This is a genomic window from Geomonas diazotrophica, assembly GCF_019063885.1.
Lineage (GTDB): Bacteria > Desulfobacterota > Desulfuromonadia > Geobacterales > Geobacteraceae > Geomonas > Geomonas diazotrophica.
Window position 1 is genome coordinate 2,217,121 of the sequence record NZ_CP077684.1, and the last position, 23,730, is coordinate 2,240,850.

Below are 23,730 nucleotides of genomic sequence, written 5' to 3' on the forward strand. Positions count from 1 at the left end.
AAAACGGTCGCGGCTGTGGAAGATCCTGGTCGGGGTGCATGAAGGGCAGGACGGGACGACTCTGGAGAGGATAAACGGGGGACAGCCTGGATGATGCGGCGGAGGAGGATAAGCCAGCGAGTGTGATGTGAGGCAGCGGGAAGGACGGGGGCAGGCCGAAGAAGGCCTGCCCCTTTTTCGGTTACATGAGCAGACGCACCGGATTTTCCAGCACGTCCCTCAGTTCGACCAGGAACTGGGCGGCGTAGGCACCATCGACCACGCGATGATCCGCCGAGAGGGTGACCTTCATCACCTTGGCGTTTGCCAGCACCCCCGAACGCAGCACCGGAACGTCGACCACCGCCCCGACCGCGAGCACGCCCGCCTGAGAAGGCGGAATCACGGCGGTGAAGCTGCTCACCTGGAACATGCCGAGGTTGGAAACGGAGAAGGTCCCTCCACTCATCTCCTGCCCGGTCAGGGCGCCCGACCTTGCCCGTTGCACCAGCCGGTCAGCCTCCTGGGCGATCGCCGGCAGGGAAAGCGAATCGCAGCCGTGGATCACCGGCATGAGCACCCCCTCGGGCACCCCCACCGCCACGCTGACGTTCACTTCTCCGTGGAATTGCAGCCCATCCTGGCCGAAGCTCGCATTCATCTGGGGGAACTTCACCAAGGCGAGGGCGACCCCCTTCACGATGATGTCGTTCACCGTGACATGCATCCCCCCCTGTTTCAACTGGCGCCGGATCGATTCCGCCTCGTCCATGGCGATGTCCATGGTCACGGTGAAATGAGGGATATGGGCCCAGGACTCGGCGACAGTCTTGGCCACCGCCGCCCTGAGCTTGGACATCGCCTTCACCTCCTGCACCAGCTTGGGCCCCGGTGACGGCGCTTCCGCGGGCGCAGCCTGAGCTTTGGGCTGGGCCGGCTGTGCGGACACGCCAGTTGCCGCAGGCTTCCCCCCCTCCCCCTCCAGGTCCTGGAGCAGGATACGCCCCTCGGGGCCGGATCCACGTACCTCGGCCAGATCGATCCCCAATTCCCTGGCGCGGCGGCGCACGACCGGAGCGGCCCGTTCTCTCCCAGGCGAGACCGCTTCCTGAGCAGCCCCGCCGGGAGCGGGCGCCCTGGTATCTATATAATGCCGGGGAGTGCCCGGGGGCTCGCCTGCCGGCTGGGTCTTATCCTCTCCCGGGAGCGGTGGAGCGGCAGGAGCCTGGCGCTCACCTTCCCCGAGGGAAAGATCCTTGGCCTCGGCCGGTTCAGCGGTGGGCTCGGCGCCACCCTGTTCGCCGCCTGACGTTGCCTCCCGTGGGGCTTTGCCCCCCTCCCCCTGCACCGTTTCCGGCGCCTCTCTTTCCGCCTGGCTCTGCGGCTCGGCGCCGGCCTCTGCGACGCCCGCTTCCGGAGCTCCCGCTTCAGGCGGCGCCTCCTTAAGTGGCGCCTCGGGCTCGGCGGGGGCTCCCCCCACCTTTTCTCCGGCCTTGCCGACTATGGCAATCACCGTCCCTACCTGCACCATTTCGCCGGACTGCACCCTGATCTCGAGCAGCACCCCCGGTGCAAAGGCCTCAAGTTCCATGTTCGCCTTGTCGGTTTCCACCTCGGCGATCACCTCTCCGCGGCGCACCTCGTCCCCTACCCGCTTCTTCCACTGGACCAGCCTCCCCTCGGTCATGGTATCGGAGAGTTTAGGCATGACGATCTCGTTCATGGTGGCTCCTCAGTACGGTTCGTTAAGAAGGTCATGTACTCCCTGCACGATCCCCTCCAGTTGCGGGATGCAGAGCTTTTCGATCTTTCGTGAATAGGGCATCGGCACATCGAGCCCGGAAATGCGGTGCACCGGCGCCAGCAGCGTGTCGAAGCACCCCTCGTAGATGCGGGAGGCGATGTCACCCCCAAGCCCCGCGCTTTTCCAGCACTCCTCGATCACGGCGACACGCCCGGTCTTGCGCACCGAAGCGAGCACCATCTCCATGTCCAGAGGAACTAGGGTGCGCAGGTCGATCACCTCGCATGAAATCCCATCCTTTTCCAGCTGCTGTGCTGCCTGCAGCGCGAGGATCGCCATCCTGCCGTACCCGACCAGGGTGACCTGTTCCCCCTCCCTCATGACGGAGGCCTTGCCGAAGGGGACCAGGTATTCCGGATCCTCGGGGACCTCCCCCTTGCTGTTGTAGAGGAGTTCGTGCTCCAGGAAGATGACCGGGTTGTCCTCGCGGATCGACGTCTTCAGGAGCCCCTTGGCGTCGGCGGGCGTCGCCGGATAGGCGACCAGCATCCCAGGGCAGTGCATGAAGTAGCTCTCCAGGCTCTGCGAGTGCTGGGCGCCCAACTGGCTCCCCCCGCCTCCGGGCATGCGCACCACCATGGGGACCTTGGTCTGGCCGCCGAACATGTAGCGCACCTTGGCCATGTGGTTTACGATCTGGTCCATGGCGAGTAGGGCGAAGTTCACCGTCATCAACTCCGCCACCGGGCGGATCCCCGCCATGGCTGCGCCGACGGCTACCCCCACGATGGTGTTCTCGGAAATGGGACAGTCACGCACCCTGAGTTCCCCGAACTCGGACAAAAGCCCCCGGGTCACCTTGAAGGCCCCCTCGTAAAGCGCCACGTCCTCGCCGTAGACCACGACGGTCTTGTCGCGCCTCATTTCCTCTTTGAGCGCCAGATTGATGGCGTCCCGATAGGTCATCTCAGCCATACATGCTCTCCGTTAGCGCAGGTGACGTTACTTTCCGCAATACAAGGTTCCAATACTATCAAAGCATTAAGGGAACACAACGATGAAGAGGTCAAATTCAGGCAGTTGCAGCCCCAGGAATCATGTCTACAACGGCCAACGTACAAGTCTTGCAACGGCTCTGCAAGTACGATAGGGCGCTGGAACGAAGCGGTCATGAACCGGTGGACATCAAAAATCAACCTGGCGCTGGTTCTGGCGGTCGCCGCGTGATGAGGTTTACAGTGCAGGGTTCCTTATTAGCCCATAAGAATTAAAATCTTGCTTTTGCCAATGATTCAAGATAGTTATACCGGTATACATAATTACACATAGTTTATACCACCGAAAGGGTAACGTCAGGGAAACCTGGCTGCACAAAGCCACCTATCCAGTTTCTGGAACGAGGGGCTTGTCGAAGTGGTGTTTGCTTGGATGCTTGCGTCCAAAAAACGCCCCACCTTTAAGAAATGGGGCGTTTTTTTTGTGCCTGCAGTACCCGTTGTCATTTCGACTACGGCAAAAATACACTGAAGGAGAGCTTATGAAATCAAGTTGTCGTCTCGTTTCCCTGATGTTGATCTGCGGTCTTTTAACCTGCATTGCCCCTGCCTTTGGTGAAGATGAGGGTCTTGGAGAATGGGTCAGCCAAGCGGCCGCGAAAAAGGAAGCGCAGGTGATCCCTCCGGGTCAGTTCGCCATGCTGGCCAAGTATGCCAATGCCTTCCTTAACACGGCGCCGGGCGGGTCCCGGACCATCTACGCCGAGACGCTTATGGACGGCATCGATGATCCGAACCAGGCGGACGAACTGAACGACTTCTTCCTAGTCGACGTCCGGCCTACCAACGAGTATTGCGCGGACACCGTCCCGGGCGCCGTCAACATCCCGATGAACGAGTTGGCGACAGCCGAGAACCTCGCCAAGTTGCCGGCCGACAAACCGATCCTTCTTATCTGCAACACCGGCCATACCGCCAGCATCAGCACAGCCGTGCTCGGCATGCTCGGTTACGACGTCTGGACCCTGCGTTTTGGCATGATGGGGTGGCGCGCCGCGACCAAAGCAAAGCTGTGGTCCCCGAAATCCTCGCAGGTCGTGTACGGTGCAGGTTACCCGGTGCAGAAGTGCCAATAAGCCTGGCTTTGCAGCAAATTAGAGCGGCAGAGCGACCATAGCAACGAACGTTCAGCCCCCTTTCCCAAGGGGGCTTTTTTTGCAGGTCTCACGGATGTTGCTCGTACCAACGGAGTGGTAGCAGTGAAACTAAACATGCACAAATCAATCAGTGTGAAGGTCGTCGCCATCCTGCTGCTGGTGCTGACTGTAGGACAGGGAGTGGGCGCGTACCTCTTTATCTCCTCCGCGCGCAACGACTTCATGGGGGCCCTTCATGCCAGGATGAAACGGGGGGCGAAGCAAAATGCTAGCATCCTGGCCGAACCGCTGGTCAACTACAATACCCCCCTCGTCACCTCGTTTATTACCGAATCCTTAAAAGACGGGGACATCAGCTCGATAAAGGTCATCGACAAGAACGGAAACACCATAAAGGAAGGGATGGTGGATCGGGGGGAGCGTGAACACTTTACCCTGAGCGAGCCCATCCTGGCGGACGGTGAGACCGTTGGCACGTTCAAAATGGTGTACACCGCCAAGACCATCGACGACAGCATTAGGAGAAGCCGGATACTCATTCCGCTGTACCAACTCGGCATGCTCCTCGTCATGGCGTCTGTCCTGATCTGGTTGTTCCGTCTGTACGTCAAGCTGCCGGTGGAGCGCCTGAACAAGGCCATCTCGGGCATAACCGGCGGGGACCTCACCGTCGAGGTGCCGGTACTTCGCGACGATGAGATCGGCACCATAGCGAGCGGGGTACGTTTTTTGGTACAGCGGCTGCGCGGGACCGTGGCCAGGATCAATACCAACTCGGATAAGGTGACCAAGGCTGTCCGGCAACTGAACGACACCTTCGACAGGGTCCGGCATGTCATCGACAGCCAGAATGCCTCCACGGGCGAGGTCTCCTGCGCAGTGAGAGACGTCGCCGAATCCCAGTTGCTGATAGTCACCAACACGGACGATCTGCTTTCTCTTTCCAACGAGAATCTCTCCTCTCTGCTGCAAATGCAGGGCAACTCCGAGGAGATCGCCGGAACCACCGATGATCTCAACAAGAATCTCCAGGACTCCTACTCCGCCCTGACAGAACTGGCCCAGTCGGCCAAGGGCATCACGCACCTAGCCGACGATGCCGCCTCATTCGTCTCGGCGACCTCATCGTCGGCGGAAGAGGTTTATCGTTCCGTCAAGCACGCGGAGTCGCTGATAAACGAATCTGCCAGGATCAGCACCGCGACCACGGCCATCATCTCCGAAAAGGGGATGGTCGCCATTGATGAGGTGACGGACGGGATGAAGCGGATTGGCATCTTCATCGGTTCGCTCATGTCGGCCATCGAGAACCTCGGCGGCAGATCGCGGGACATCGGCAAGATCCTCGGCGTCATGGAGGAAGTCACCGCGCAATCCCGCCTGCTCAGCCTGAACGCCCAGATAATCGCTGCCCAGGCGGGGGAAAACGGCAAGAGCTTCGCGGTGGTAGCGGAAGAAATGAGACTCCTCTCCGACAAGGCGGCGCTCTCGACCCAGGAGATCGACACCATCGTCAAGGTGATACAGCATGAGATCGAGCAGGTCGTCAAGGAGACGCATGACAGCGTCGATGTGGTCAGGGATGGGGAAACGGTGGTCGGGAAAACGGCCAACGTGTTGATGGAGATCCTGGAGACGTCGCGTCAGGCGACCGACCTCGCCAAAGGGATCGAGCGGGCCTCCATCGAGCAGACCGAAGGTCTGAAGCACGTGGTCAATTCGACTGAGCAGGTGCGCCAGAAGATAGACCAGGTCAACCGCGCCACCAGCGAACAGGAAAAAGGGACCGCTTTCCTGCTGCAGGCGCTCAATCCGATCAAGGACGCCATGGTGGCGACCAAGCGGGGGACCGAAGAGCAGGTGAAGAGCACCAGGTTCATATCGGCAAACATAGAGCTGGCCAACCAGAAGAGTTACGATATCGCCCGCGCCTCCTCGAACCAGCAGGAACTCAACCAGCGGGTGCTCGAGGCGCTCGAAGACGTGAAACGTATGGGAAGCTCGACGGTCGAAGAGGTGAAAAGGCTCATCCCCGTTGTCAGCGCCCTGCTCGAAGACATGGATGCTCTGCGGCTGGAGATGTCAGGTTTCACGGTAACTACAACCAGTGTCGGAGCCGGCGATTCGGGAGGGAAATGGCAAAGCGAACTCAACGCCCCCCTGCCCCTCGTGCCGCTGGAAACGGCATAAAAAAGGAGATGCAAATGAAGAAGAACGTTCTGGTCATGCTGATGGGTTTGATCTGTTTGATGCTGGCGGCGGGAGCATCGCTCGCCGCTGAGGGGTATCCCCTGCGGGCCAAGTACCCCAAGTTGAAGTACATCAGCACCGAGGAGCTTAAAAAGGAGTATGGGCGCGCCGTCATTGTAGACGTCCGCTCCAAGCTGGAATTCGACGTCATTCACATCGCCAAGGCGGTCAATATCCCGGTTGCCCAGAAAACCTTCGACAGGGACATCAAGGAACTCAGGAGCAGAAACGAGGCCGGGGCGATGGTCTTTTACTGCAACGGGCACGCCTGCGAGAAGTCGTATGAAGCCGCGGAACAAGCCGCCAGCGCCGGCCTGCGTAACATCGCGGTCTACGACGCAGGCATTCACGACTGGGTAACCGCTACCCCCGAGAAAACCACGCTCATGGGGGAAACTCCCGCGGTCAAGTCGCGGCTGATCCCCACCGAGAGGCTGAAAAGCCACAAGATCAAGTACGCCGAGTTCTCCAAGAAGGCACAGGCGGGTGATGTCATCTGCATCGACATCCGGGAGCCCTTTCAGCGCAAGGAGATCCCCAAACTGCCGCACCTGCGCAACATCCCTTCCGACAGGCTGGTGCAACTTCTTTCCGGCAGCGAATTCAAGGGCAAGACCCTGCTGATAACCGACGCTGTCGGCAAGCAGGTGGAATGGATACAGTACTACCTGGAGAAATACGGCATCAAGAATTTCTACTTCCTGGAAAACGGGGTGCTGAGCGCCCAGAACTAGGTGCACCGACCAGAAGGGTAGTTCAAAGATAATTAGCGCAACAAAAGCCTCATCAGGATTCCTGATGAGGCTTTTGCTATTTTGCTTGCGGGTCAAGTGAACAACTGCCGGACGGGTACCCCTACCACGACGGGATCGTTCAACCCGACGCTTCAGACATAGATATCCTCCCATACGGCGGCGTCCTCGGGCCAGGGGGATTCCTCCGCGAAGCGGACGCTTTCCTCCACCCGGGCCAGGCAGCGCTTGGTGATCTCCTCGAGTTGCTCCTTGGTCGCGATCCCCTCTTCCAGGAGCCTGCGCGACAGGTTGGGAATGGGGTCACGTGTTTTCCAGACGTCGGTCTCGGAGGGACTGCGGTACTTGGCGGGGTCGGACATGGAATGCCCGCGGAAGCGGTAGGTGACCGCCTCGATGAAGTAGGGACGCTGGCGCTCCCTCACCCATTCGGCGGCCCGTTTGGTGGCCTGGTACATGGCGATGACGTCCATGCCGTCCACCTTCTCGCTTGGGATGTCGTAGCCGCAGGTGCGCCGGTGCAGGGCCGCCTGGGCGGAGGCCCGGTGCACCTCGGTCCCGATGCCGTAGAAGTTGTTCTCGCAGATGAAGAGGACCGGCAGGTCCCAAAGGCGTGCCCAGTTCAGCGACTCGTGGAAGGTCCCCTGGTTCATGGAGCCGTCGCCGAAGAGGCAGGCGGTGACGCGGTCTTCCTCGAGCAACTGGCTACCCCAGGCAAGCCCGGTGGCGATGGGGAACTGACCGCCGACTATCGCGTACCCCCCCATGAAATTGAGCTCTGGCGCGAAGAGGTGCATGGAGCCCCCCTTCCCCTTGCAAAGCCCGGTCGCCTTGCCGAACAGTTCCGCCATCACCTTCTTCGGGTCGGCCCCCCTGACGATGGCCTGGGCGTGGTCGCGGTAGGCGGAGAGGATGTAGTCCTTTTCCTGCAGCCCCGCGGTGCAGCCGACCGCGACCGCCTCCTGTCCCGTGTACAGGTGCAAAAAGCCGGTGATGTGCCCCTTCGAATACTGCTCGGCGCAGCTCTCCTCGAACTCGCGGCAGAGCACCATCTGCTCGAAAAAGCCGAGCAGCTCTTCCTCGGAGAGCAGCTCCCTCAGGGTTTCAGCCATGGTTCTCCTCCTTTACCGAATTGAGCAGCCCCCCCGCCACCAGCTCGCGACGCTCGCGCTCGGAGGCGTGCAAGAGGGTCACGATCTCGGCACCGTTGACCCGGATGGGGATCTCGGTGACACCGTTCAAGGTCAGCTCCCGCACCCCGGGGATGGTGATGCGGTCACCCTGCTTGATCCGGTCGTAGTCGGCGGGGTCCTTGAAGACCAGCGGCAGGATGCCGAAGTTGATCAGGTTGGAACGGTGGATCCTGGCGAAGCTCTTGGCGATCTTCACCCTGATGCCGAGGTAGCGCGGCGCCAGTGCCGCGTGCTCGCGCGAGGAGCCCTGGCCGTAGTTGTCACCTCCCACCACCGCGCCGTCCCCCTTTTCCGCCGCCCGCAGCGCGAACTCGGGGTCCGCCTGCTCGAAGACGAACTTGCTGATGGCCGGGATGTTGCTGCGGAAGGGAAGCACCTTGTTCCCCGCCGGCATGATGGTGTCGGTGGAGACATTGTCCCCCACCTTGATGATCACCTCCACGTCGAGCTGGTCCGGAAGCGCCGGGAACTCGGGGAACGGGACTATGTTGGGACCGGTCACGATCTCGACCGAGCGGCCATCCTCCGGGGGGACCTGGATACCGGAGTCGTCCACCAGGTAACGGTCCGGGTTCTTGACCTCGGGCCAGGGAAGGAGCTCGGAGAGCTTGCGCGGGTCGGTCACGACGCCGAACACGCCGGCCGCGGCCGCGGTCTCGGGGGAGCAGAGGTAGACCCGGTCCTCCTTGGTGCCGCTGCGTCCCGGGAAGTTGCGCGGGAAGGTTCTGAGCGAGACCTGGTTGGTGCCGGGGGCCTGCCCCATCCCGATGCAGCCGAGGCAGCCGGGCTGGTGCACCTGCCCGCCGGCGAGGAGCAGCATCATGAATCCGCCGTGTGCCACCACGTTTTCGAGCACCTGGCGACTGCCGGGGTTGATGTGGAAGGCAAGCCCCGGGGCGATGCGGCGCCTCTCGAGGATGCGGCAGACGGTCATCAGGTCGCGGAACGAGGAGTTCACCGAGCTCCCGACGATGACCTGGTCCACCTTGAGCCCCTCGATCTCGGAGACCGGTACCACGTTGTCCGGCGACGACGGGCGGGCGATCAGCGGCACCACCTGGGACAGGTCGATCTCGTCGTACTCGTCGTAGCCGGCGTCCGGGTCGGCGGTGAGTTCGCGCCAGATCTCGCCGCGCCCCTGCGCTTCCAGAAAGGCGCGGGTGTTCTCGTCGCTTGGAAAGACCGTTGTGGTCGCACCGAGCTCCGCGCCCATATTGCCGATGGTGGCGCGGTCGGTCGCCGAGAGGGTGGCGACGCCGGGACCGTAGTACTCGATGATCTTGCCCACCCCCCCCTTCACCGTGTGGCGCCTGAGCATCTCAAGGATTACGTCCTTCCCCGAGACCCAAGGCTGCAGCCGCCCGGTCAATTTCACCCCCCAGATCTTCGGGCAGGTGAGGTAAAAGGGGTACCCCGCCATGGCGAGCGCTACGTCGAGCCCCCCCGCGCCGATGGCGAGCTGCCCCATCCCCGCCGCGGTGGGGGTGTGCGAGTCGGCGCCCAAAAGCGTGGTGCCGGGGACGCCGAAGCGCTCCAGGTGCACCTGGTGCGAGACCCCGTTGCCGGGCTTGGACAGGTACACCCCGAACCGCTGCGCCGCAGTGGCAAGGAAGACGTGGTCGTCCGCGTTCTTGTTGTCGGTCTGCAAAAGGTTGTGGTCGACGTACTGCGTCGCCAGCCCTACCTTTACCCTGGGTATCCCGGTAGCCATGAATTCCAGCATGGCCATGGTGCCGGTCGCGTCCTGCAAAAGGGTCTGGTCGATCCGGATGGCGATCTCCCGCCCCGGCACCAGCTCCCCTTCCACCAGGTGTCCCTTCAATATCTTTCTAGCCAGATTGTCTCCCATCTTAGCCTCCCAAAACCGCGGACCTTCCGCGGAATCAGCCGATGCTGGAGTCCTCCAGGAGTTCCTTCAGTACGACCGCGTTGTTGTGTTCTTCATCCTTTGCCGCGTAGAGCAGGGTCACCGTGCCTCGGGCGCAAAGCCGGGCCAGTTCTTTGAGCCGTGCCCCCTCTCCCGCCCCCTCCAACTCCAGGCGGTAGCGCTCCCGGAACTCCTGCCATTTCTCGGGATCATGTCCGAACCAGCGGCGCAGTTCGTCCGACGGAGCAAGTTCCTTCTCCCAGCGGTCCAGGTGCGCCTTCTCCTTGGAGAACCCGCGCGGCCAGAGCCGGTCCACCAGGACACGCACCCCGTCCTGCGCTGCCGGTTCGTCGTATATCCTCTTCAGCCTGACCATGGCTTAGGCAGGAACCGGGTGCAGCCCGGCCATGACCCGCTGCAGGCTCTGCTGCACCGAGTAGGAGAGCTCGTTCAACTGATTGTTCCCCACCAGGGAAAGTCCGGCCACCGGGTCCATCACCATCACCACTGTGCGGGATTCGCTGACCGAGTAAACCGCCACGTTGCAGGGAAGCAGCGTCCCGATGTTGATCTCGGCCCCGAAGGCCTGGTAGGCCAGACCCGGGTTGCAGGCCCCAAGGATATGGTAGTTGCGGAACTCCTTGTCGAGCTTCTCCTTGAACTTCTGCTTCACGTCGATCTCGAACAGGACCCCGAAACCTTCCCTCTGCAGCGCCTGGTGCACCACGGGCAGGGCGTCGGCAAAGGGGAGCGCCATGGTGATGCCAAAGGCATACGGTGTGGACAGTGGCTTCGCCTCCAGCGCGTCAAGTGCTTCCGCTTTTTCTTTCAAATTGATCACCTCTCTTTGGATCTGCTCTGGCAGGTCGCTGCGGATCATCCGCTCGGCCTGGTCGTCCTTGGGCGCCCAGTCGACCTCTATGGTCAGCACCTGCGGCGCCACCGGGCTTTGCACCGAAGAGGGAACCACCCGGTTCACCACCCGGCCGGTAAAGAGCGGGTGTTCCAGGAGAAAGTAGCGCACCTCGCCGTGAGTCTTGTCGAGGACAACCTTCTCCTTGATCAGGATCCCGTCCCCCCTTATCTCGCGCAGCAGACCGTTGCCGTAGTGCTGCAGGGTACGCGACTGCGTCACCCCCGGCAGGTAGGAATGCGGCTGTTCCATTTTTTCGATGAGCAGATTCCACACCGTATCAAGCGCGGCGTGTACTTCGCAGCTATGAGAGATCTTGCGCATGGCGTGCACCTCCCGCTCGCTCTGCCTCCTAGGTTCATTAGATATTGTATTCCTCCAGCGAAGCAACTGGAATACTTTACCCGATTGTAGAGGTGCAGCAACGACCGCGCGCGCGTTTTTCATGGGAAAGTGGCGGAAAGGCAAAGGGCTGCCGCTGCGGCTGCCGGCGACAGGGCATACAAAAGGGAGGCGGGGAAGCGAGGAAGCTACGGCTTGTGTTGGGAGGCGATCTCAACTAAGATAACGCGCTGAACAGCGCGACTAGCCTCAGGAGGAACGTGAATGAAAAAGTGTGCACTCATTACCGGAGCATCGTCGGGATTTGGCGCCGCCTGCGCGCGGGCTTTGGCAGAGCTTGGGTGGAACCTGGTGCTGACGGCCCGCCGCGAAGAGAAACTGCAGGCGCTCAAGCAGGAGCTTGCCGACAAGACAAAGGTACACGCGATGGTGTTGGACGTGCGAGACGGCGAAGCCGTGGCCGCCGCCTGCGCCGCCCTGCCGCAGGAGTTCGCCGAGGTGGACCTGCTGGTCAACAACGCCGGGCTCGCCCTGGGTTTGGAGCCGGCGCACCGGGCGGTGCTTCAGGACTGGGAGACCATGGTGGACACCAACATCAAAGGGGTGATGTACTGCACCCGCGCCATCCTCCCCGGCATGGTTGCCCGCAATCGCGGCCACGTTGTCAACATCGGCTCGGTGGCCGGAAGCTGGCCCTACCCCGGCGGCAACGTCTACGGCGCCACCAAGGCCTTCGTGCAGCAGTTTTCCCGGAACCTCCGCGCCGACCTCTTGGGAACCGCGGTGCGGGTCACCAACATCGAGCCGGGGATGGCGGAAACGGAGTTTTCCCAGGTCCGCTTCAAGGGAGACGACGAGATGGCCCAGCGGGTCTACAACGGGACCGAGCCGCTGCGCCCGGAGGACATCGCCGACATCGTGGCTTGGGTCGCCACGGTCCCCGCGCGGGTCAACATCAACAGCGTCGAGGTGATGTCGGTGCACCAGGCCTGGGGCCCCCTCGCGGTACACCGGTCATAGAGGCGCTTTAATTTCCTCTCTCACTCCGGGGGAGGGAGGGTTGAGGGAGTTGCCACGTAGAGAGAGTGCAGCTAAAGGGCGCCCTCACCCGGCCTTTGGCCACCCTCTCCCGGGGGAGAGGGGATCAAGCGCTACGTCATGCGCTTGCACAAACGAGAAAGGGGAGTCCGATGCGTCGGGCTCCCCTTTTCCTTTGTTCTCCTTTGCCGGCCTCTCGCCGCTATCCAGGGGAAGAGCATCTCGCCAGCGCTACTGTTCGCCGTTCCCCTCGGGGCTCCCGCAGCTGCCGCCATTGCCGTTTCCGTTCTGGCCGGTGTCCTTCAGAAAGTCGATGAATTCCTTGTCCAGCTTGTTGAAGTGGGAGCGGAGCCACTCGCACATGGCAGTGATGACCGCCACGATCATAAGGGTGTTGTCCCCCTGCTCGACGTGCAGCGACTCCAGGCGCAGCACCTCCCTGAAAAAGATCTCGTGCTGCACCTTGTGGGACTGGTAGCCGGGGTACCCAGCCTCCAGCATCAGCTTCTCCTCGTCACGAAAGTGCCAGCGCACGTACTTCTTGAGAAACCACATCAACCTGCCGACCTCTTCGGCGCCCTTCCTGCTTTTGGCCCCCTTGAGCAGGTCGTCGACGCGGCGCAGCAGCTCCCTGTGCTGCTTGTCCACCGCCTCGCTCCCCGTTGCCATGTCCTCGTGCCACTGGGTCAACATTTTCCCGTCTCCTTGTCACGCCACGGCAGCTGCAAGCACCCACCGAAACCGCAGAACCGATTTCTCAACCGGTTACCTGTTAGATCGGCAGATACCCCTCCTCGCTTGAGGACTTTCGTTAAAAAAAAAGCCCCGGGGTCGCCCAGGGCCTGGAAAGTATTGATGGAACCTGCCGAAGCTAGGCCCTTTTCTCCTCGTTCAGCTGGACCACGTCCTCGCCTGCGGAGGCCTTCTTGAAGTTCTTGATGCTGCTCCCCAGGGCCTGTCCCAGCTGGGGGAGCTTGGCGGGGCCGACAACAACGAGGGCTATCACGAGCACGATGATCATTTCCGGCATACCGAATCCAAACATTTACCTTCTCCTTTGAACTCCCGCGCCGGGGAGCTGTTGCGTTGACGCCTCTTGGTTCAGACCGCCCCCTGGGCTAGGCCTGCGCTTGGTGTGTTTGCTCTGCGGCAGGGAGGCTCTCGGTGGCCGGCCTCGCCTTGTCGCCGTTTCTCAACTCGTAGTACTCCTGCGGGGTGTTGATGTTGCTGAAGGAGTCGAACTCCGGATCGAAACCGGCCACCTCGCTGGCGGGGATTTCGTTGACCTTCAACTGCGGCAGGATGGAGACGATGCGCCGCTTTCCCTGCGTGAGGCACTGCTCCATGGCGGCCAGTGCGCTCTTGTTGTACAGCGCGTGCAGCGGTTCGTAGCCGTGCTCGCTTTTCGGGAGCACCAGGTCGCAGTCGCCGCGACGCCCGGCGATGTGCCTGATCAGGGCGGGATCGAGGTGCGGCATGTCGCAGGCGACGGTGAATACGCTGGGGTTGCTGGCCTGGGCGAGCCCCGCGTGGATCCCCGCCAGCGCTCCCATGCCCGGGTAGAGGTCGGGCACCTTGCGGCACGGGAGGAACTGGTACTGTTCCGGGGTGTTGGTCACCAGGATCACCTCGGGGAATATCTCGGAAAGCTCCCGGTAGATGCTCTCGATGAAGCGCCCCCCCTTGTGCGGCAAGAGTGCCTTGTTGCTCCCCATGCGGCTGGAGGCGCCCCCCGCAAGGATCACGCCGGTGACCCCGGCGATCTTCTCAGGACCGGTCGCGCCGATGGCCTCGGGATTGGTGTACACCTTGAAGCTGTCGGCGCGCACGTAGCCGACCAGGGTGATGCCGGCCTCCTCGGCCATCTTCACCGCCATGTCGGTGGGCGAGGTACGCGAGGCGATCAGGTCGATCCCCAAAAGCGACGCCTTGGCGACCAGTTCGGTGGAGACGCGCCCCGAGGTGACCAGTATGGTTCCAGCCAGCGAGATCCCCTTCAGGAGCGCCTCGCCGGCGATTCTGTCAATGGTATTGTGGCGGCCGATGTCCTCGGCATGCAGGAGCAGCGTGTCGCTCCCCACGCCCGCGGAGTGCATCCCGCCGTGGTTCTGGTACCCTTCGCACTTTTGCGCCAGCTGGTTCATCAAGGCGAAGATGGTTTCGGGCGCGTGCACCCTTGTGGGACCGGACTTCTGGACCGGCTTGGGCATGTTGAAGCTGATCCCGGTGCCGCAGCCGGAGGTGAGCACCGGCTTCAGGCGCTCGGGTAGCTCGCCGCGGATGGTGACGCTGGCGGCGCCGAAGTCCTGGCAGATGGCAAGCGCCAGGAAGTCGTCCACCTTGGATACAAAGCCCTGCAGGCGCAGGAAACCGGCCACCAGGAAACGCAGGTCGTGCGGTGAAGCGATCAGGGTCGCCATCTCGCGCCCGTTCACCACCAGCTGCAGGGGGTACTCGTTGACCACCCCGCTTTCCACCTGCTCCATGACGCCCTTCTTGAAACTGTAAATGGTTGCCACCTGCGGACTCCTTGAATCTGATCTGGCTTGAGCTTTTGTCGTCCCCCGCCCTGCCCCTCCCCCGCCTTTTGCGGGAGAGGGGACTTCGGGAGGGTTTCCTCGTACTTCTAAGCTGTTACTGCATAAGATTCAAACGACTGCTGCAACTTCCACTAGGCCTTGGCGGCACCGTGAGCATGGCCTTTCTCGGTTTTGTGGAAGTGGTCCGGGATCGTGTAGTCAACGGTCTCGGGATGGTGCTCGAAGATCGGGAAGTACTTCGCAATCAGCACGAAGAACAGGATGTGCGCCGCGATGATGCCGATGGTCACCACGCTCTCCAGGAAGGAGGGGTAGTAGAAGGTTCCCGGAGCTTCCATGCCGAACATGGAGACGTTGAAGCGGTTCAGGATGACGCCTGCGATCACCAGCCAGGCGGCGGTGGCCCGCAGACGGTTGTTCTCACGCACGTTGCCGTTCATGAGCATGACCAGCGGGAGCAGGACGCCGCAGACGACCTCGACGGCGAAGAGCACCAGGAGGCCCGGACGGTTGAAGAGCGGCCCCTGGGTGAGCGCCACGAGGGAGAACACCTTCACGGTCAGGTACACGGTGATGACCCAGGGAAGTATCTTGGCCAGGGTCTCGAGCAGTTCGCTCTCGTCCGGCTGCCCCATGTACTTGTGGCTCATGGTGGCCTCCACGATGATGATGGAGATGCCGGCGCACATGGCGGAGAGCCAGAACAAAAGCGGCAGCAGCGGGTTGTACCAGAGGCTGTGCAGCTTGTCGACCGCGATCAGGAAGAAGGTCCCGAGCGACGACTGGTGCAGGGTCGAGATGGAGGCCGCAGCGACGACGAGCGGCATCTCGATGGTACGCAGAAGGCGCAGCGGTACGTGGTAGCCGAACTTCTCGCACACCGGCGACAGGAACTCGAGGAAGAGCACCGTGGTGTAGGCGGCGATGCACATGGAAACCTCGAACATTGGGGAGTGCGGGTTCCAGTACACCATGGTGTGCCAGCAGCGCTGCGGCTGACCGAGGTCGAGCAGCAGGCCGACGCAGACCAGGGAGTAGCCGAGGAATCCGGTCACGATGGCCGGACGCACCAGCGGTTCGAGCTTCTTGATGTGGAAGCAGTGCACGATCGCCCCGAGGGTGAAGGCGCCGGCCGCCAGCGGAACGGCGGTGACGACGTCGAAGGAGATCCAGAGACCCCAGGGGAAGGTGTCGTTCAGGTTGGTGGTGACGCCGAGGCCGAACACGAAGCGGGCCAGGGAGGCGAGCGCGCCCAGAGACACGAGGACGATCAGGAACTTAACGAAGCGGTGGTATCCCTTGATCTCGTTAACGATTATCTTTGCAGCGGTCATCTAGCTCTCCTCCTTCGGCGTTGCGCCGGATTTTCTCTGCTCCTCTTCCTTGGCGATCCTCTCCTTCCTGTGGTTGAACCAGGAAAGCAGCGACAGCGAGCTGCCGACGGTGAGGAAGATCCCCGGGACCAGGCGCAGCGCCTGCCAGGTGTAGGACGGGAGAGGACGCTTGGTGACCGGCTTGAAGCCGAGCTCGTCGAAGGGGAGCGCGGTCAGGTAGATGACCGAGGTGCCCCCCGCCTCTTCCGAACCGTAGAGCTTCTTCAGGTACTTCTCCGGACGTGCCGCGATCCTCTTGTTGGCTTCCTTGATCATCTCCTCGCGGTTGCCGTAGGTGATGGCAGAGACGCAGGTGGTGGCGCAGGCCGGCTTCAGACCTTCCTTCACCCTGGAGTAGCAGCCGGTGCACTTTCTCACCAGCGGCAGCGCCTTGCTCCACTCGTACTTGGGCACCCCGAACGGGCAGGCGACCATGCAGAAGCGGCAGCCGATGCAGCGCTCCGCGTCATAGGTGACCGGGCCTTCCTTGGTCTTCTTGAAGGCGCCGACCGGGCAGACCGACGCGCAGGCCGGCTCGTTGCAGTGCATGCACATCTCTTTGTAGAAGGCGAACTCGTTCTGCCCGTTCTTCTCGTAGTCCCGGAACTTGATGCGGGTGAAGGTGTATTCCGACATGAGCGGCGGGTTCTGGTAGCCTTCGCCGGTGAAGAACTCGGTCTTCTCGGCGCCCAACTGGTTCCACTGCTTGCAGGCGACCTGGCAGCCACGGCAGCCGGTGCACTTGGTCATGTCGATCAAGAATGCTTTGCTTTTGTTGAAATCTTGATTCTCGCTGCTCATGCGCGTTTACCCCCTTTCTCGATGTTGCAGAGGAATGCCTTGAATTCGGGGATGCTTGTGTTCGCGCAACCGACCGACGGCGTAAGGACGTTGCCGGAGTCGCCGGTAGCCAGACCTGCATAACCGAAGTGCCAGGGAAGACCTACCTGCTCTACCTCTTTCCCCTGCACGCTAAACGGCTTCAGCCTGGAAGTCACCAGGGCCTTCGCCTCGATGGAGCCGCGCTCCGTGGTCACCTTGACCATGTCGCCGTTGCTGATCCCCTTGGCGCGGGCGAGCGTCTGGGAGATCTCCACGAACATGGTCGGGACCAGTTCCACGAGCCAGGGAAGCGAACGGGTCATGGCGCCGGCCTGCCAGTGCTCGGTCATCCTGTAGGTGGTGCCGACGAACGGGTACTTGGCCGTGTCGCTGGTCATGTTGGCCGGGATCTTCACCGCAGGGTTGGTCTGGGTCTTGGACATGAGGTTCTTGGCCGGGCTTTCCACCGGCTCGTAGTGCTCGGGGAACGGGCCGTCCTTCATGTCCAGGGCGTAGAGACGACCGTGACCTTCGGGGAGCATGATGAAGGGGTACTTCCCTTCCTTGGCGTCGTTCATCGGCGGCCAGGGGCCGTCGGGCACGTCACCCTTCCATTTCTTCTCCAGGGCGTCCCAGGTGATGACGACGCGCTTGGGGTTGAACGGCACGCCGTCGGGGTTGACGGAACCGCGGTTGTAGATGATGCGGCGGTTCACCGGCCAGCACCAGGACCATTTCGGGAACATGCCGAGGCCGGTCGGGTCGGCCAGGTCGCGACGCGCCATCTGGTTCCCTTCCTTGGTGTAGGAGCCGCAGTAGATCCAGCAACCGGATACGGTGGAGCCGTCGTCCTGGAGGTACTTGAACATCGGGACCTGGTCGCCTGCCTTGAACTCCAGGGTCTTGTCCTTGTCGACGATGGTCATGTCCTTGGTGAAGTAGCCGTTGATCTCCTTGGCAACCAGGTGCACTTCCGGCTCCTCGCCCGGGCCGTAGTTCCAGGAGAGCTTGGTGATCGGTTCCGGGAAGGTGCCCCCTTTCTCGTATGCCTTCTTCATCCGCTTGGCGAACTGGTTGATGATCCAGAGGTCGCTCTTCGCGTCAGCGACCGGCTCGACTGCCTTGTAGCGCCACTGGGCCCAGCGGCCGGAGTTGGAGATGGAGCCTTCCTTCTCGACGGAGGAGGCGGCCGGAAGCATGAAGACCTCGGTCTTGATGTCCTTCGGGTTCACGCCGGGGCGCTTCCAGAAGATGGAGGTCTCGGTCTCCCAGAGGTCCACGGTGACGAGCCAGTCGAGTTTCCCCAGCGCTTCGCGGGTCTTGAGCGAATCCGGACCGCCCACGGCGGGGTTCTGGCCCATGCAGACGAGGCCCTGCAGCTCGCCCTTGCCCATCTTCTCCATCAGCTTCATGAAGGAGTAGTTGCCGCTCCTCTTGGGGAGGTAGTCGTAGCAGAAACCGTTTTCCTTGGTGGCGTTGTCGCCGTACCAGGCTTTCAAAAGGCTCACGGTGTACTTCGGGGTGTTGCCCCACCAGTTGGCGCTCTTAGCGTCCTTGGTCTTCGGGGTCCACTTCTCGAGGTAGGCTTTGAGGTCGACGTTGTCAAATTCCGGGGACTTCAGGTAGCCCGGCAGCAGGTGGAAGAGCAGACCGTAATCGGAGGAACCCTGGACGTTGGACTCGCCGCGCAGCGCGTTGACGCCGCCGCCGGCGATGCCGATGTTACCGAGCAGCATCTGCAGCATGGCGGTCGCGCGCACGTTCTGGGTGCCATGGGTGGACTGGGTGATCCCCATGGCGTAGAGGATGGTCCCCGCCTTGTCCGGACGGCCGGTGGCGCAGAAGGCCTTGGCGACGGCGATGTAGTCTTCCTTCTTGGTGCCGGTGATGCTGCAGACCATGTCCACGGTGTAGCGGGAGTAGTGCTTCTTCAGGAGCTGGAACACGCAGCGCGGGTCCTTCAGGCTGTGGTCGCGCTTGGGGTTACCGGCGCCGTCCACAGCGTAGGCCCAGGCCTTCGGGTCGTAGGTCTTCTCCTGGTCGTCGAAGGAGCAGAAGATCCCCTCGTTGAAGTCGTACTTCTCGTTCACGATGAAGGCCGCGTTAGTGTACTCGCGGACGTACTCCTCGTGAATCATGTTGTTTTGCAGCGCGAAGTTGATCATCCCGCCCAGGAAGGCGATGTCGGTGCCGGGACGGATCTGCGCGTAGTGGTCGGCTTTGGAGCCGGTCCTCGTGAAGCGGGGATCGACGGCGAGGAGCTTGCCGCCGTTGTCCATCGCCTGCTCGATCCATTTCATGGAAATCGGGTGGTTCTCGGCCGGGTTGCAACCGATGGCCAGGATGGCATCGGAGTTCTTCAGGTCAATCCAGTGGTTGGTCATTGCCCCACGTCCAAACGAAGCCGCCAGACCGGCGACTGTAGCGGAGTGTCATATTCGGGCTTGGTGTTCGAGGTTCGCGACCCCCATGGAGCGGGCGAACTTGCTCCAGAGGTAGCACTCCTCGTTGTCGAGACCGGCGCCGCCAAGGAATGCCATCCCTTCGGTGCGGTTGACCACGTACTCCTTGTTGTCCTTCTTGTTGATCTCCTTGGCCTTGAAGGACTTGTCGCGCGTCTCCTTCATCTTCTGCGCGATGCGCTCCAGGGCCCAGTCCCACGACTTCTCCTCGAACTTGTCGCTGCCGGGTGCGCGGTACATCACCTTCTGCAGGCGGCGCTCGTTGTTGGCCACCTGGAACAGCGCGCTACCCTTCGAGCAGAGCGCACCCTGGTTGATCGGGTGCTGGGTGTCCCCCTCGATGTTCACGATCTTGCCGTTCTTGGTATGCACCACAAGCCCGCAACCTACCGCGCAGAAAGGACAGATGGTGGTCGAGCTTTTCAGCCCCTTGGTGCGCATCTGCGAGCCGTCTGCGCCGCCCGCTTCTGCTTTTTTGCCGGAGAGGATCAGTGCCGCAGCCGCCGCCCCCCCCTGCAGAAACTCCCGTCGTGAAACTGCCATGTTGAATCTCTCCTTTTTCCATGATAAACGTCGTCGACGCCGGATTAGCACCGCGTATACGGCAATTGCCATGCCAGCGCGTAAACGTTTACCAGAAAAATAGTTGTGTACCGTAAACGTCCGAAATGATAATGTTGTCTGCGCCGCTCGGGAATTTTGCAGAGATGAATATTAATTAATGATTGCGCTGTTTTGTCAAAATGTGTGACATTTTGTCCAAGGTAGGACCCGAGTAACGGCGCGGGAAAGACGCGAGGAGCGCCCCAAAATGACACAAGAAAGAATTCTCATCTGCGACGACGAGGAAGGAATCCTCATCTACCTGAAGAAGCTGTTGCAGACCCAGGGGTACCTGGTGGAGACCTTCAACGCCGGGTCGCAGCTTTTGCGCCGCCTGCGCGAGGGGGACCCGGGGGACGCCGACCTGATCCTTCAGGACGTCAGGATGCCCGACCTGGACGGCATCAGCGTGCTGCAGGAGGTGAAACAGCTCAGGCCCTCGCTTCCCGTCATCATCATGACCGCCTTCGGGACCATCGACGCCGCGGTCGAGGCCATCAAACTGGGGGCCTACGACTACGTGACCAAGCCCTTCCCCAAGGAAAAGATCCTGAGCGTCCTGAAAAACGCCCTGGAGAAGGAGCAGCTGCTGCAGGAGAACCGGGCGCTCAAGAACGAGCTGGGCAAGCCCATCCTGCAGGACGCCATCATCTTCAGAAGCGCCGTCTTCCAGGAGACCTACGACCTCACCCTCCAGGTCGCCGCCAGCGAGGCGAACATCCTGGTGCTGGGCGAATCCGGCACGGGGAAGGAGCTCATCGCCGGCGCCATCCACTACAACAGCCCCAGGCGCGAGCGCCGCTTCCTTTCCATCAACTGCGCGGCCCTCACCGAGACCCTTTTGGAGAGCCAGCTCTTCGGGCACGTGCGCGGCGCCTTCACCGGCGCCATCACCCACCAAAAGGGGCTTCTGGAGGAAGCCGACGGCGGCACCCTTTTCATGGACGAGATCGGCGACATGAGCCTCCCCATCCAGGCGAAGCTCTTGCGCGTGATCCAGGAGCGCGACTTCATCCCGGTGGGCGCCACCCGCAGCAAGAGCGCCGACATCCGCTTCGTCGCCGCCACCAACAAGGACCTCGAGGAGGAGGTGCGCGCCGGGAGGTTCCGCGAGGACCTCTACTACCGCCTGAACGTGATCAACATCCCGCTCCCCCCCCTGCGCGAGAGAAAGGACGACATCGAGCCCCTGGCCCAACACTTCCTCAAGAAGTACAGCCTCAAGATGAAGAAGGAGGTCACCGGGGTGACCCCAGAGGCGCTGCAGCTTTTGTGCGGCTACGACTGGCCCGGCAACATCCGTGAGCTGGAGAACGTGATGGAGCGCGCGGTAATCCTGGCCCGTACCCCGCTGGTGACTCCCAAGGAGCTCCCCATCTGGCGCAGGCAGCAAAAAGTCGCGGCGGCGCCCGCCGAGCCGCAGCTGGTTTCCCTCGAGAACATGGAGAAGGTGCACATCGAGCGCACCCTGCTCGGCACCGGCTACCACAAGAGCCGCTCCGCCGAAATCCTCGGCATTTCCAGGAAGACGCTGGACCGCAAGATCGCCGAGTACGGGATCACCATTCCCGCATGAACATCCCAAGGCTCCGTTTCCCCATCAAGACCAAGCTCACCGTCGCCACACTGATCCCGCTGGCGATCGCCATCCTGATCTGCTGGATGGCCGGCGTCTTCATCCTGAGCGCCAAGGTGGCCGCGCAGGCCCAGGAGAAGGTGCGCTACGACCTCTCCGTGGCGCGCGAGGCCTACCTGAACGAGTTGACGCGCCTCTACGACGCGGTCAAACTCTCCGCCTCCTTCGGCAGGACCTCGGAGACGGTCGCGGCCGCCGACCAGCGTGCCCTGGCCGCCACACTGACGCCGGTGCGCAAAAGCGAGCACCTGGACATCCTGGCGGCCGTGGACGCCTCCGGCAAGGTGATCTTCCGCGCCAACAACCCGCAGCAGTTCGGCGACGAGAAACTGCGCAACCAGTTCGTGGCGCGGGCCCTCAAGGGTGAACTGGTGAGCGGCACCACCATCATCCCCACCAGCGAGCTGACCCTGGAGGGTGAGGAACTGGTGCGCCAGGCGCGGATCACCGTGGCCGGAACCCGGTCCGACCCCACCCCCCCTGCCCCGTTGAACGGGGCCATGTTCCTCTTCGTTGCCGCCCCCGTGCGCGACCAGGCCGGCAACGTGGTGGGCGCCCTCTACGGCGGTGTCCTGTTGAACAACAACAAGAAGCTGGTGGACAAGATAAAGAACGTCGTCTACGAAGGGGCCAAGCTGAACGGCCGCGACGTGGGGAACTCCACCATCTTCCAGGGGGACGTCCGGATCGCCACCAACGTCCCCAACACCGACGGCAGCCGAGCCATCGGGACCAAGCTCTCCGCGCCGGTGTACGACCGCGTCCTTTTGAAAGGTGCCAAGTGGGTGGGAAGGGCCTTCGTGGTGAACGACTGGTATCTGACCGCCTACGAGCCGATCCTGTCGCTGCAGGGGGTGCCCATCGGTGCGCTCTACGTGGGGATGCTGGAGAGCCACTACTCGGCGGTGAAGACCGACATGGCCGTGCTCTTGAGCTTCGTGCTCCTCTTGAGCGGGCTGACCGGCGTCTCCATGGCCGGGTTTCTCGGGCGCAAGCTGGCACAGCCGATCAAGGAGCTGGAGCTTTTGACCAGACGCGTCGCGGCAGGCGAACGTGACGTGCAGAGCAACATCGACTCGCGCGACGAGATCGGCGACCTGGCCGACCGCTTCAACGACATGAGCCGGTCGCTCGGCGAGCGCGAAAACAGCATCATCGAGCTGAATCGCAACCTGGAAGAAAAGGTGCAGCAGAGAACGGCGGAACTGGAGGAGAAGAACCGCCTCCTCGTGCAGACGCGCGAGGAGCTTTTGCGGGTGGAGAAGCTGGCGGCGATCGGCGAGCTGGCTGCGGGCGTCGCCCACGAGATCAACAACCCCATGGCGATCATCCGCGGCAACACGGAGCTATTGCAGCTCTCGGTCCCGGAGGACGCGCCGAACCGGGAGGAAGTCGACACCATCTTCCAGCAGGTGAAACGGGTGGAGCGCATCGTCTCCAACCTTTTGAAGTTCGCCAGGCGCGAGCAGATGGAGCGCGGCGAGGTTCACCTGAACGAGCTGCTGCACGAGATCGTTGGGCAGATGAGACACCAGGTTTCACTGGAGAAGATAGAAGTGCTCGAGTTCTACGCGGAGCAAAGGGCCGTGATCGAAGGGGACCAAGACCAGTTACGGCAGGTGTTCACCAACCTGATCCTGAACGCCGTGCAGGCGATGCCCCGGGGTGGGGTGCTCTGCATCAAGAGCGCTCCGGTGGGAAGCGGCGACAACTACGAGGTGAAGATTTCGGACACCGGGGTCGGCATAGAGCTGGAGAACCTGAGGCAGGTGTTCAACCCCTTCTACACCACCAAGGCCAACGGCACCGGGCTCGGGTTGTCGGTCAGTTACGGCATCATCAGGGAACACGGCGGCTGCATCGACGTGGAAAGCGTTCCCGGACAGGGGAGCAGCTTCACCGTGCTTCTCCCCTGCGAGCGCTAAGCGCCCCACGCTCCCCACAAGAAACGGCCGCGAGCACTTGCGCTTCGCGGCCGTTTCGGTCTTGCATCAGTTGCAGAGTCCATGGGACCTAAGGGACCTAAGGGACCTAAGGGACCTAAGGGACCTAAGGGACCTAAGG

Annotated in this window: 18 protein-coding genes and 1 riboswitch; of the genes, 6 read left to right on the plus strand and 12 right to left on the minus strand. The window is 62.1% G+C overall.

Going from position 1 to position 23,730, the window contains the following annotated elements:
* Positions 1–181: 181 nt before the first annotated feature.
* Both KP003_RS09645 and KP003_RS09650 read right to left on the minus strand, forming a co-directional pair.
* Positions 182–1,702, minus strand: a complete 1,521-nt coding sequence (locus tag KP003_RS09645) for a dihydrolipoamide acetyltransferase family protein (protein WP_216498869.1) — start codon at positions 1,700–1,702, stop codon at positions 182–184.
* Between the two features lie 9 nt (positions 1,703–1,711).
* Positions 1,712–2,698: an alpha-ketoacid dehydrogenase subunit beta gene (locus KP003_RS09650; RefSeq protein ID WP_216498870.1), complete on the minus strand. Its 987-nt coding sequence runs from the start codon at positions 2,696–2,698 to the stop codon at positions 1,712–1,714.
* Between the two features lie 360 nt (positions 2,699–3,058).
* A riboswitch (cyclic di-GMP riboswitch) is annotated at positions 3,059–3,136 on the plus strand.
* A 256-nt stretch (positions 3,137–3,392) separates the two neighbouring features.
* Here KP003_RS09650 and KP003_RS09655 point away from each other — a divergent pair.
* From KP003_RS09655 to KP003_RS09665, 3 genes are all read left to right on the plus strand, one after another.
* The gene (locus KP003_RS09655; RefSeq protein WP_216498871.1) at positions 3,393–3,854 is read left to right on the plus strand and encodes a rhodanese-like domain-containing protein; all 462 of its coding nucleotides are present in this window, start codon (positions 3,393–3,395) and stop codon (positions 3,852–3,854) included.
* A gap of 135 nt (positions 3,855–3,989) precedes the next feature.
* Positions 3,990–6,065, plus strand: a complete 2,076-nt coding sequence (locus KP003_RS09660) for a methyl-accepting chemotaxis protein (RefSeq protein ID WP_217300662.1) — start codon at positions 3,990–3,992, stop codon at positions 6,063–6,065.
* Positions 6,066–6,079: 14 nt separating this feature from the next.
* On the plus strand, positions 6,080–6,859 hold the full coding sequence (locus tag KP003_RS09665) for a rhodanese-like domain-containing protein (protein WP_216498873.1): 780 nt from the start codon (positions 6,080–6,082) through the stop codon (positions 6,857–6,859).
* 152 nt (positions 6,860–7,011) lie between these two features.
* On the opposite strand, the gene pdhA is transcribed toward KP003_RS09665, so the two are convergent.
* From pdhA to KP003_RS09685, 4 genes are read right to left on the minus strand one after another with little or no spacing between them, the layout of a single operon-like run.
* Positions 7,012–7,989, minus strand: a complete 978-nt coding sequence (gene pdhA, locus KP003_RS09670; RefSeq protein ID WP_216498874.1) for a pyruvate dehydrogenase (acetyl-transferring) E1 component subunit alpha — start codon at positions 7,987–7,989, stop codon at positions 7,012–7,014.
* Entirely contained in the window at positions 7,982–9,919 is a 1,938-nt protein-coding gene (locus tag KP003_RS09675; protein ID WP_216498875.1) for an aconitate hydratase, read from the minus strand. Before KP003_RS09675 ends, pdhA begins: the two co-directional genes overlap by 8 nt.
* A 34-nt stretch (positions 9,920–9,953) precedes the next feature.
* A complete protein-coding gene (locus KP003_RS09680; RefSeq protein ID WP_216498876.1) occupies positions 9,954–10,313 on the minus strand; it encodes a DUF488 domain-containing protein in 360 nt (119 codons plus the stop codon).
* A 3-nt stretch (positions 10,314–10,316) separates the two neighbouring features.
* Positions 10,317–11,174, minus strand: a complete 858-nt coding sequence (locus KP003_RS09685) for a DUF302 domain-containing protein (RefSeq protein ID WP_216498877.1) — start codon at positions 11,172–11,174, stop codon at positions 10,317–10,319.
* Between the two features lie 282 nt (positions 11,175–11,456).
* On the opposite strand from KP003_RS09685, the gene KP003_RS09690 reads away from it, so the two are divergent.
* Positions 11,457–12,212 carry an SDR family oxidoreductase gene (locus tag KP003_RS09690; protein ID WP_216498878.1) on the plus strand — a complete coding sequence of 252 codons (756 nt, stop codon included), beginning with the start codon at positions 11,457–11,459 and terminating at the stop codon, positions 12,210–12,212.
* A gap of 249 nt (positions 12,213–12,461) precedes the next feature.
* On the opposite strand, the gene KP003_RS09695 is transcribed toward KP003_RS09690, so the two are convergent.
* From KP003_RS09695 to fdnG, 6 genes are all read right to left on the minus strand, one after another.
* On the minus strand, positions 12,462–12,923 hold the full coding sequence (locus tag KP003_RS09695; RefSeq protein WP_216498879.1) for a bacteriohemerythrin: 462 nt from the start codon (positions 12,921–12,923) through the stop codon (positions 12,462–12,464).
* Positions 12,924–13,101: 178 nt separating this feature from the next.
* The gene (gene tatA, locus KP003_RS09700) at positions 13,102–13,275 is read right to left on the minus strand and encodes a twin-arginine translocase TatA/TatE family subunit (protein ID WP_216498880.1); all 174 of its coding nucleotides are present in this window, start codon (positions 13,273–13,275) and stop codon (positions 13,102–13,104) included.
* Between the two features lie 73 nt (positions 13,276–13,348).
* Positions 13,349–14,749, minus strand: coding sequence for a formate dehydrogenase accessory sulfurtransferase FdhD (gene fdhD / locus KP003_RS09705; RefSeq protein WP_216498881.1), 1,401 nt, complete (start codon positions 14,747–14,749; stop codon positions 13,349–13,351).
* Between the two features lie 152 nt (positions 14,750–14,901).
* The gene (nrfD, locus tag KP003_RS09710; protein ID WP_216498882.1) at positions 14,902–16,104 is read right to left on the minus strand and encodes an NrfD/PsrC family molybdoenzyme membrane anchor subunit; all 1,203 of its coding nucleotides are present in this window, start codon (positions 16,102–16,104) and stop codon (positions 14,902–14,904) included.
* On the minus strand, positions 16,105–16,944 hold the full coding sequence (locus KP003_RS09715) for a 4Fe-4S dicluster domain-containing protein (protein WP_216498883.1): 840 nt from the start codon (positions 16,942–16,944) through the stop codon (positions 16,105–16,107).
* Complete coding sequence (gene fdnG, locus KP003_RS09720; protein WP_216498884.1) at positions 16,941–19,970, minus strand: formate dehydrogenase-N subunit alpha; 3,030 nt, start codon at positions 19,968–19,970, stop codon at positions 16,941–16,943. Before fdnG ends, KP003_RS09715 begins: the two co-directional genes overlap by 4 nt.
* Positions 19,971–20,238: 268 nt before the next feature.
* Here fdnG and KP003_RS09725 point away from each other — a divergent pair, with 268 nt between their 5' ends.
* Both KP003_RS09725 and KP003_RS09730 read left to right on the plus strand, forming a co-directional pair.
* Positions 20,239–21,606 (plus strand): sigma-54-dependent transcriptional regulator, encoded by a 1,368-nt coding sequence (locus tag KP003_RS09725; RefSeq protein WP_216498885.1) that lies wholly within the window; start codon positions 20,239–20,241, stop codon positions 21,604–21,606.
* On the plus strand, positions 21,603–23,591 hold the full coding sequence (locus tag KP003_RS09730; protein WP_216498886.1) for a sensor histidine kinase: 1,989 nt from the start codon (positions 21,603–21,605) through the stop codon (positions 23,589–23,591). The genes KP003_RS09725 and KP003_RS09730 overlap by 4 nt, the downstream gene beginning before the upstream one ends.
* The last annotated feature ends 139 nt before the right edge of the window (positions 23,592–23,730 follow it).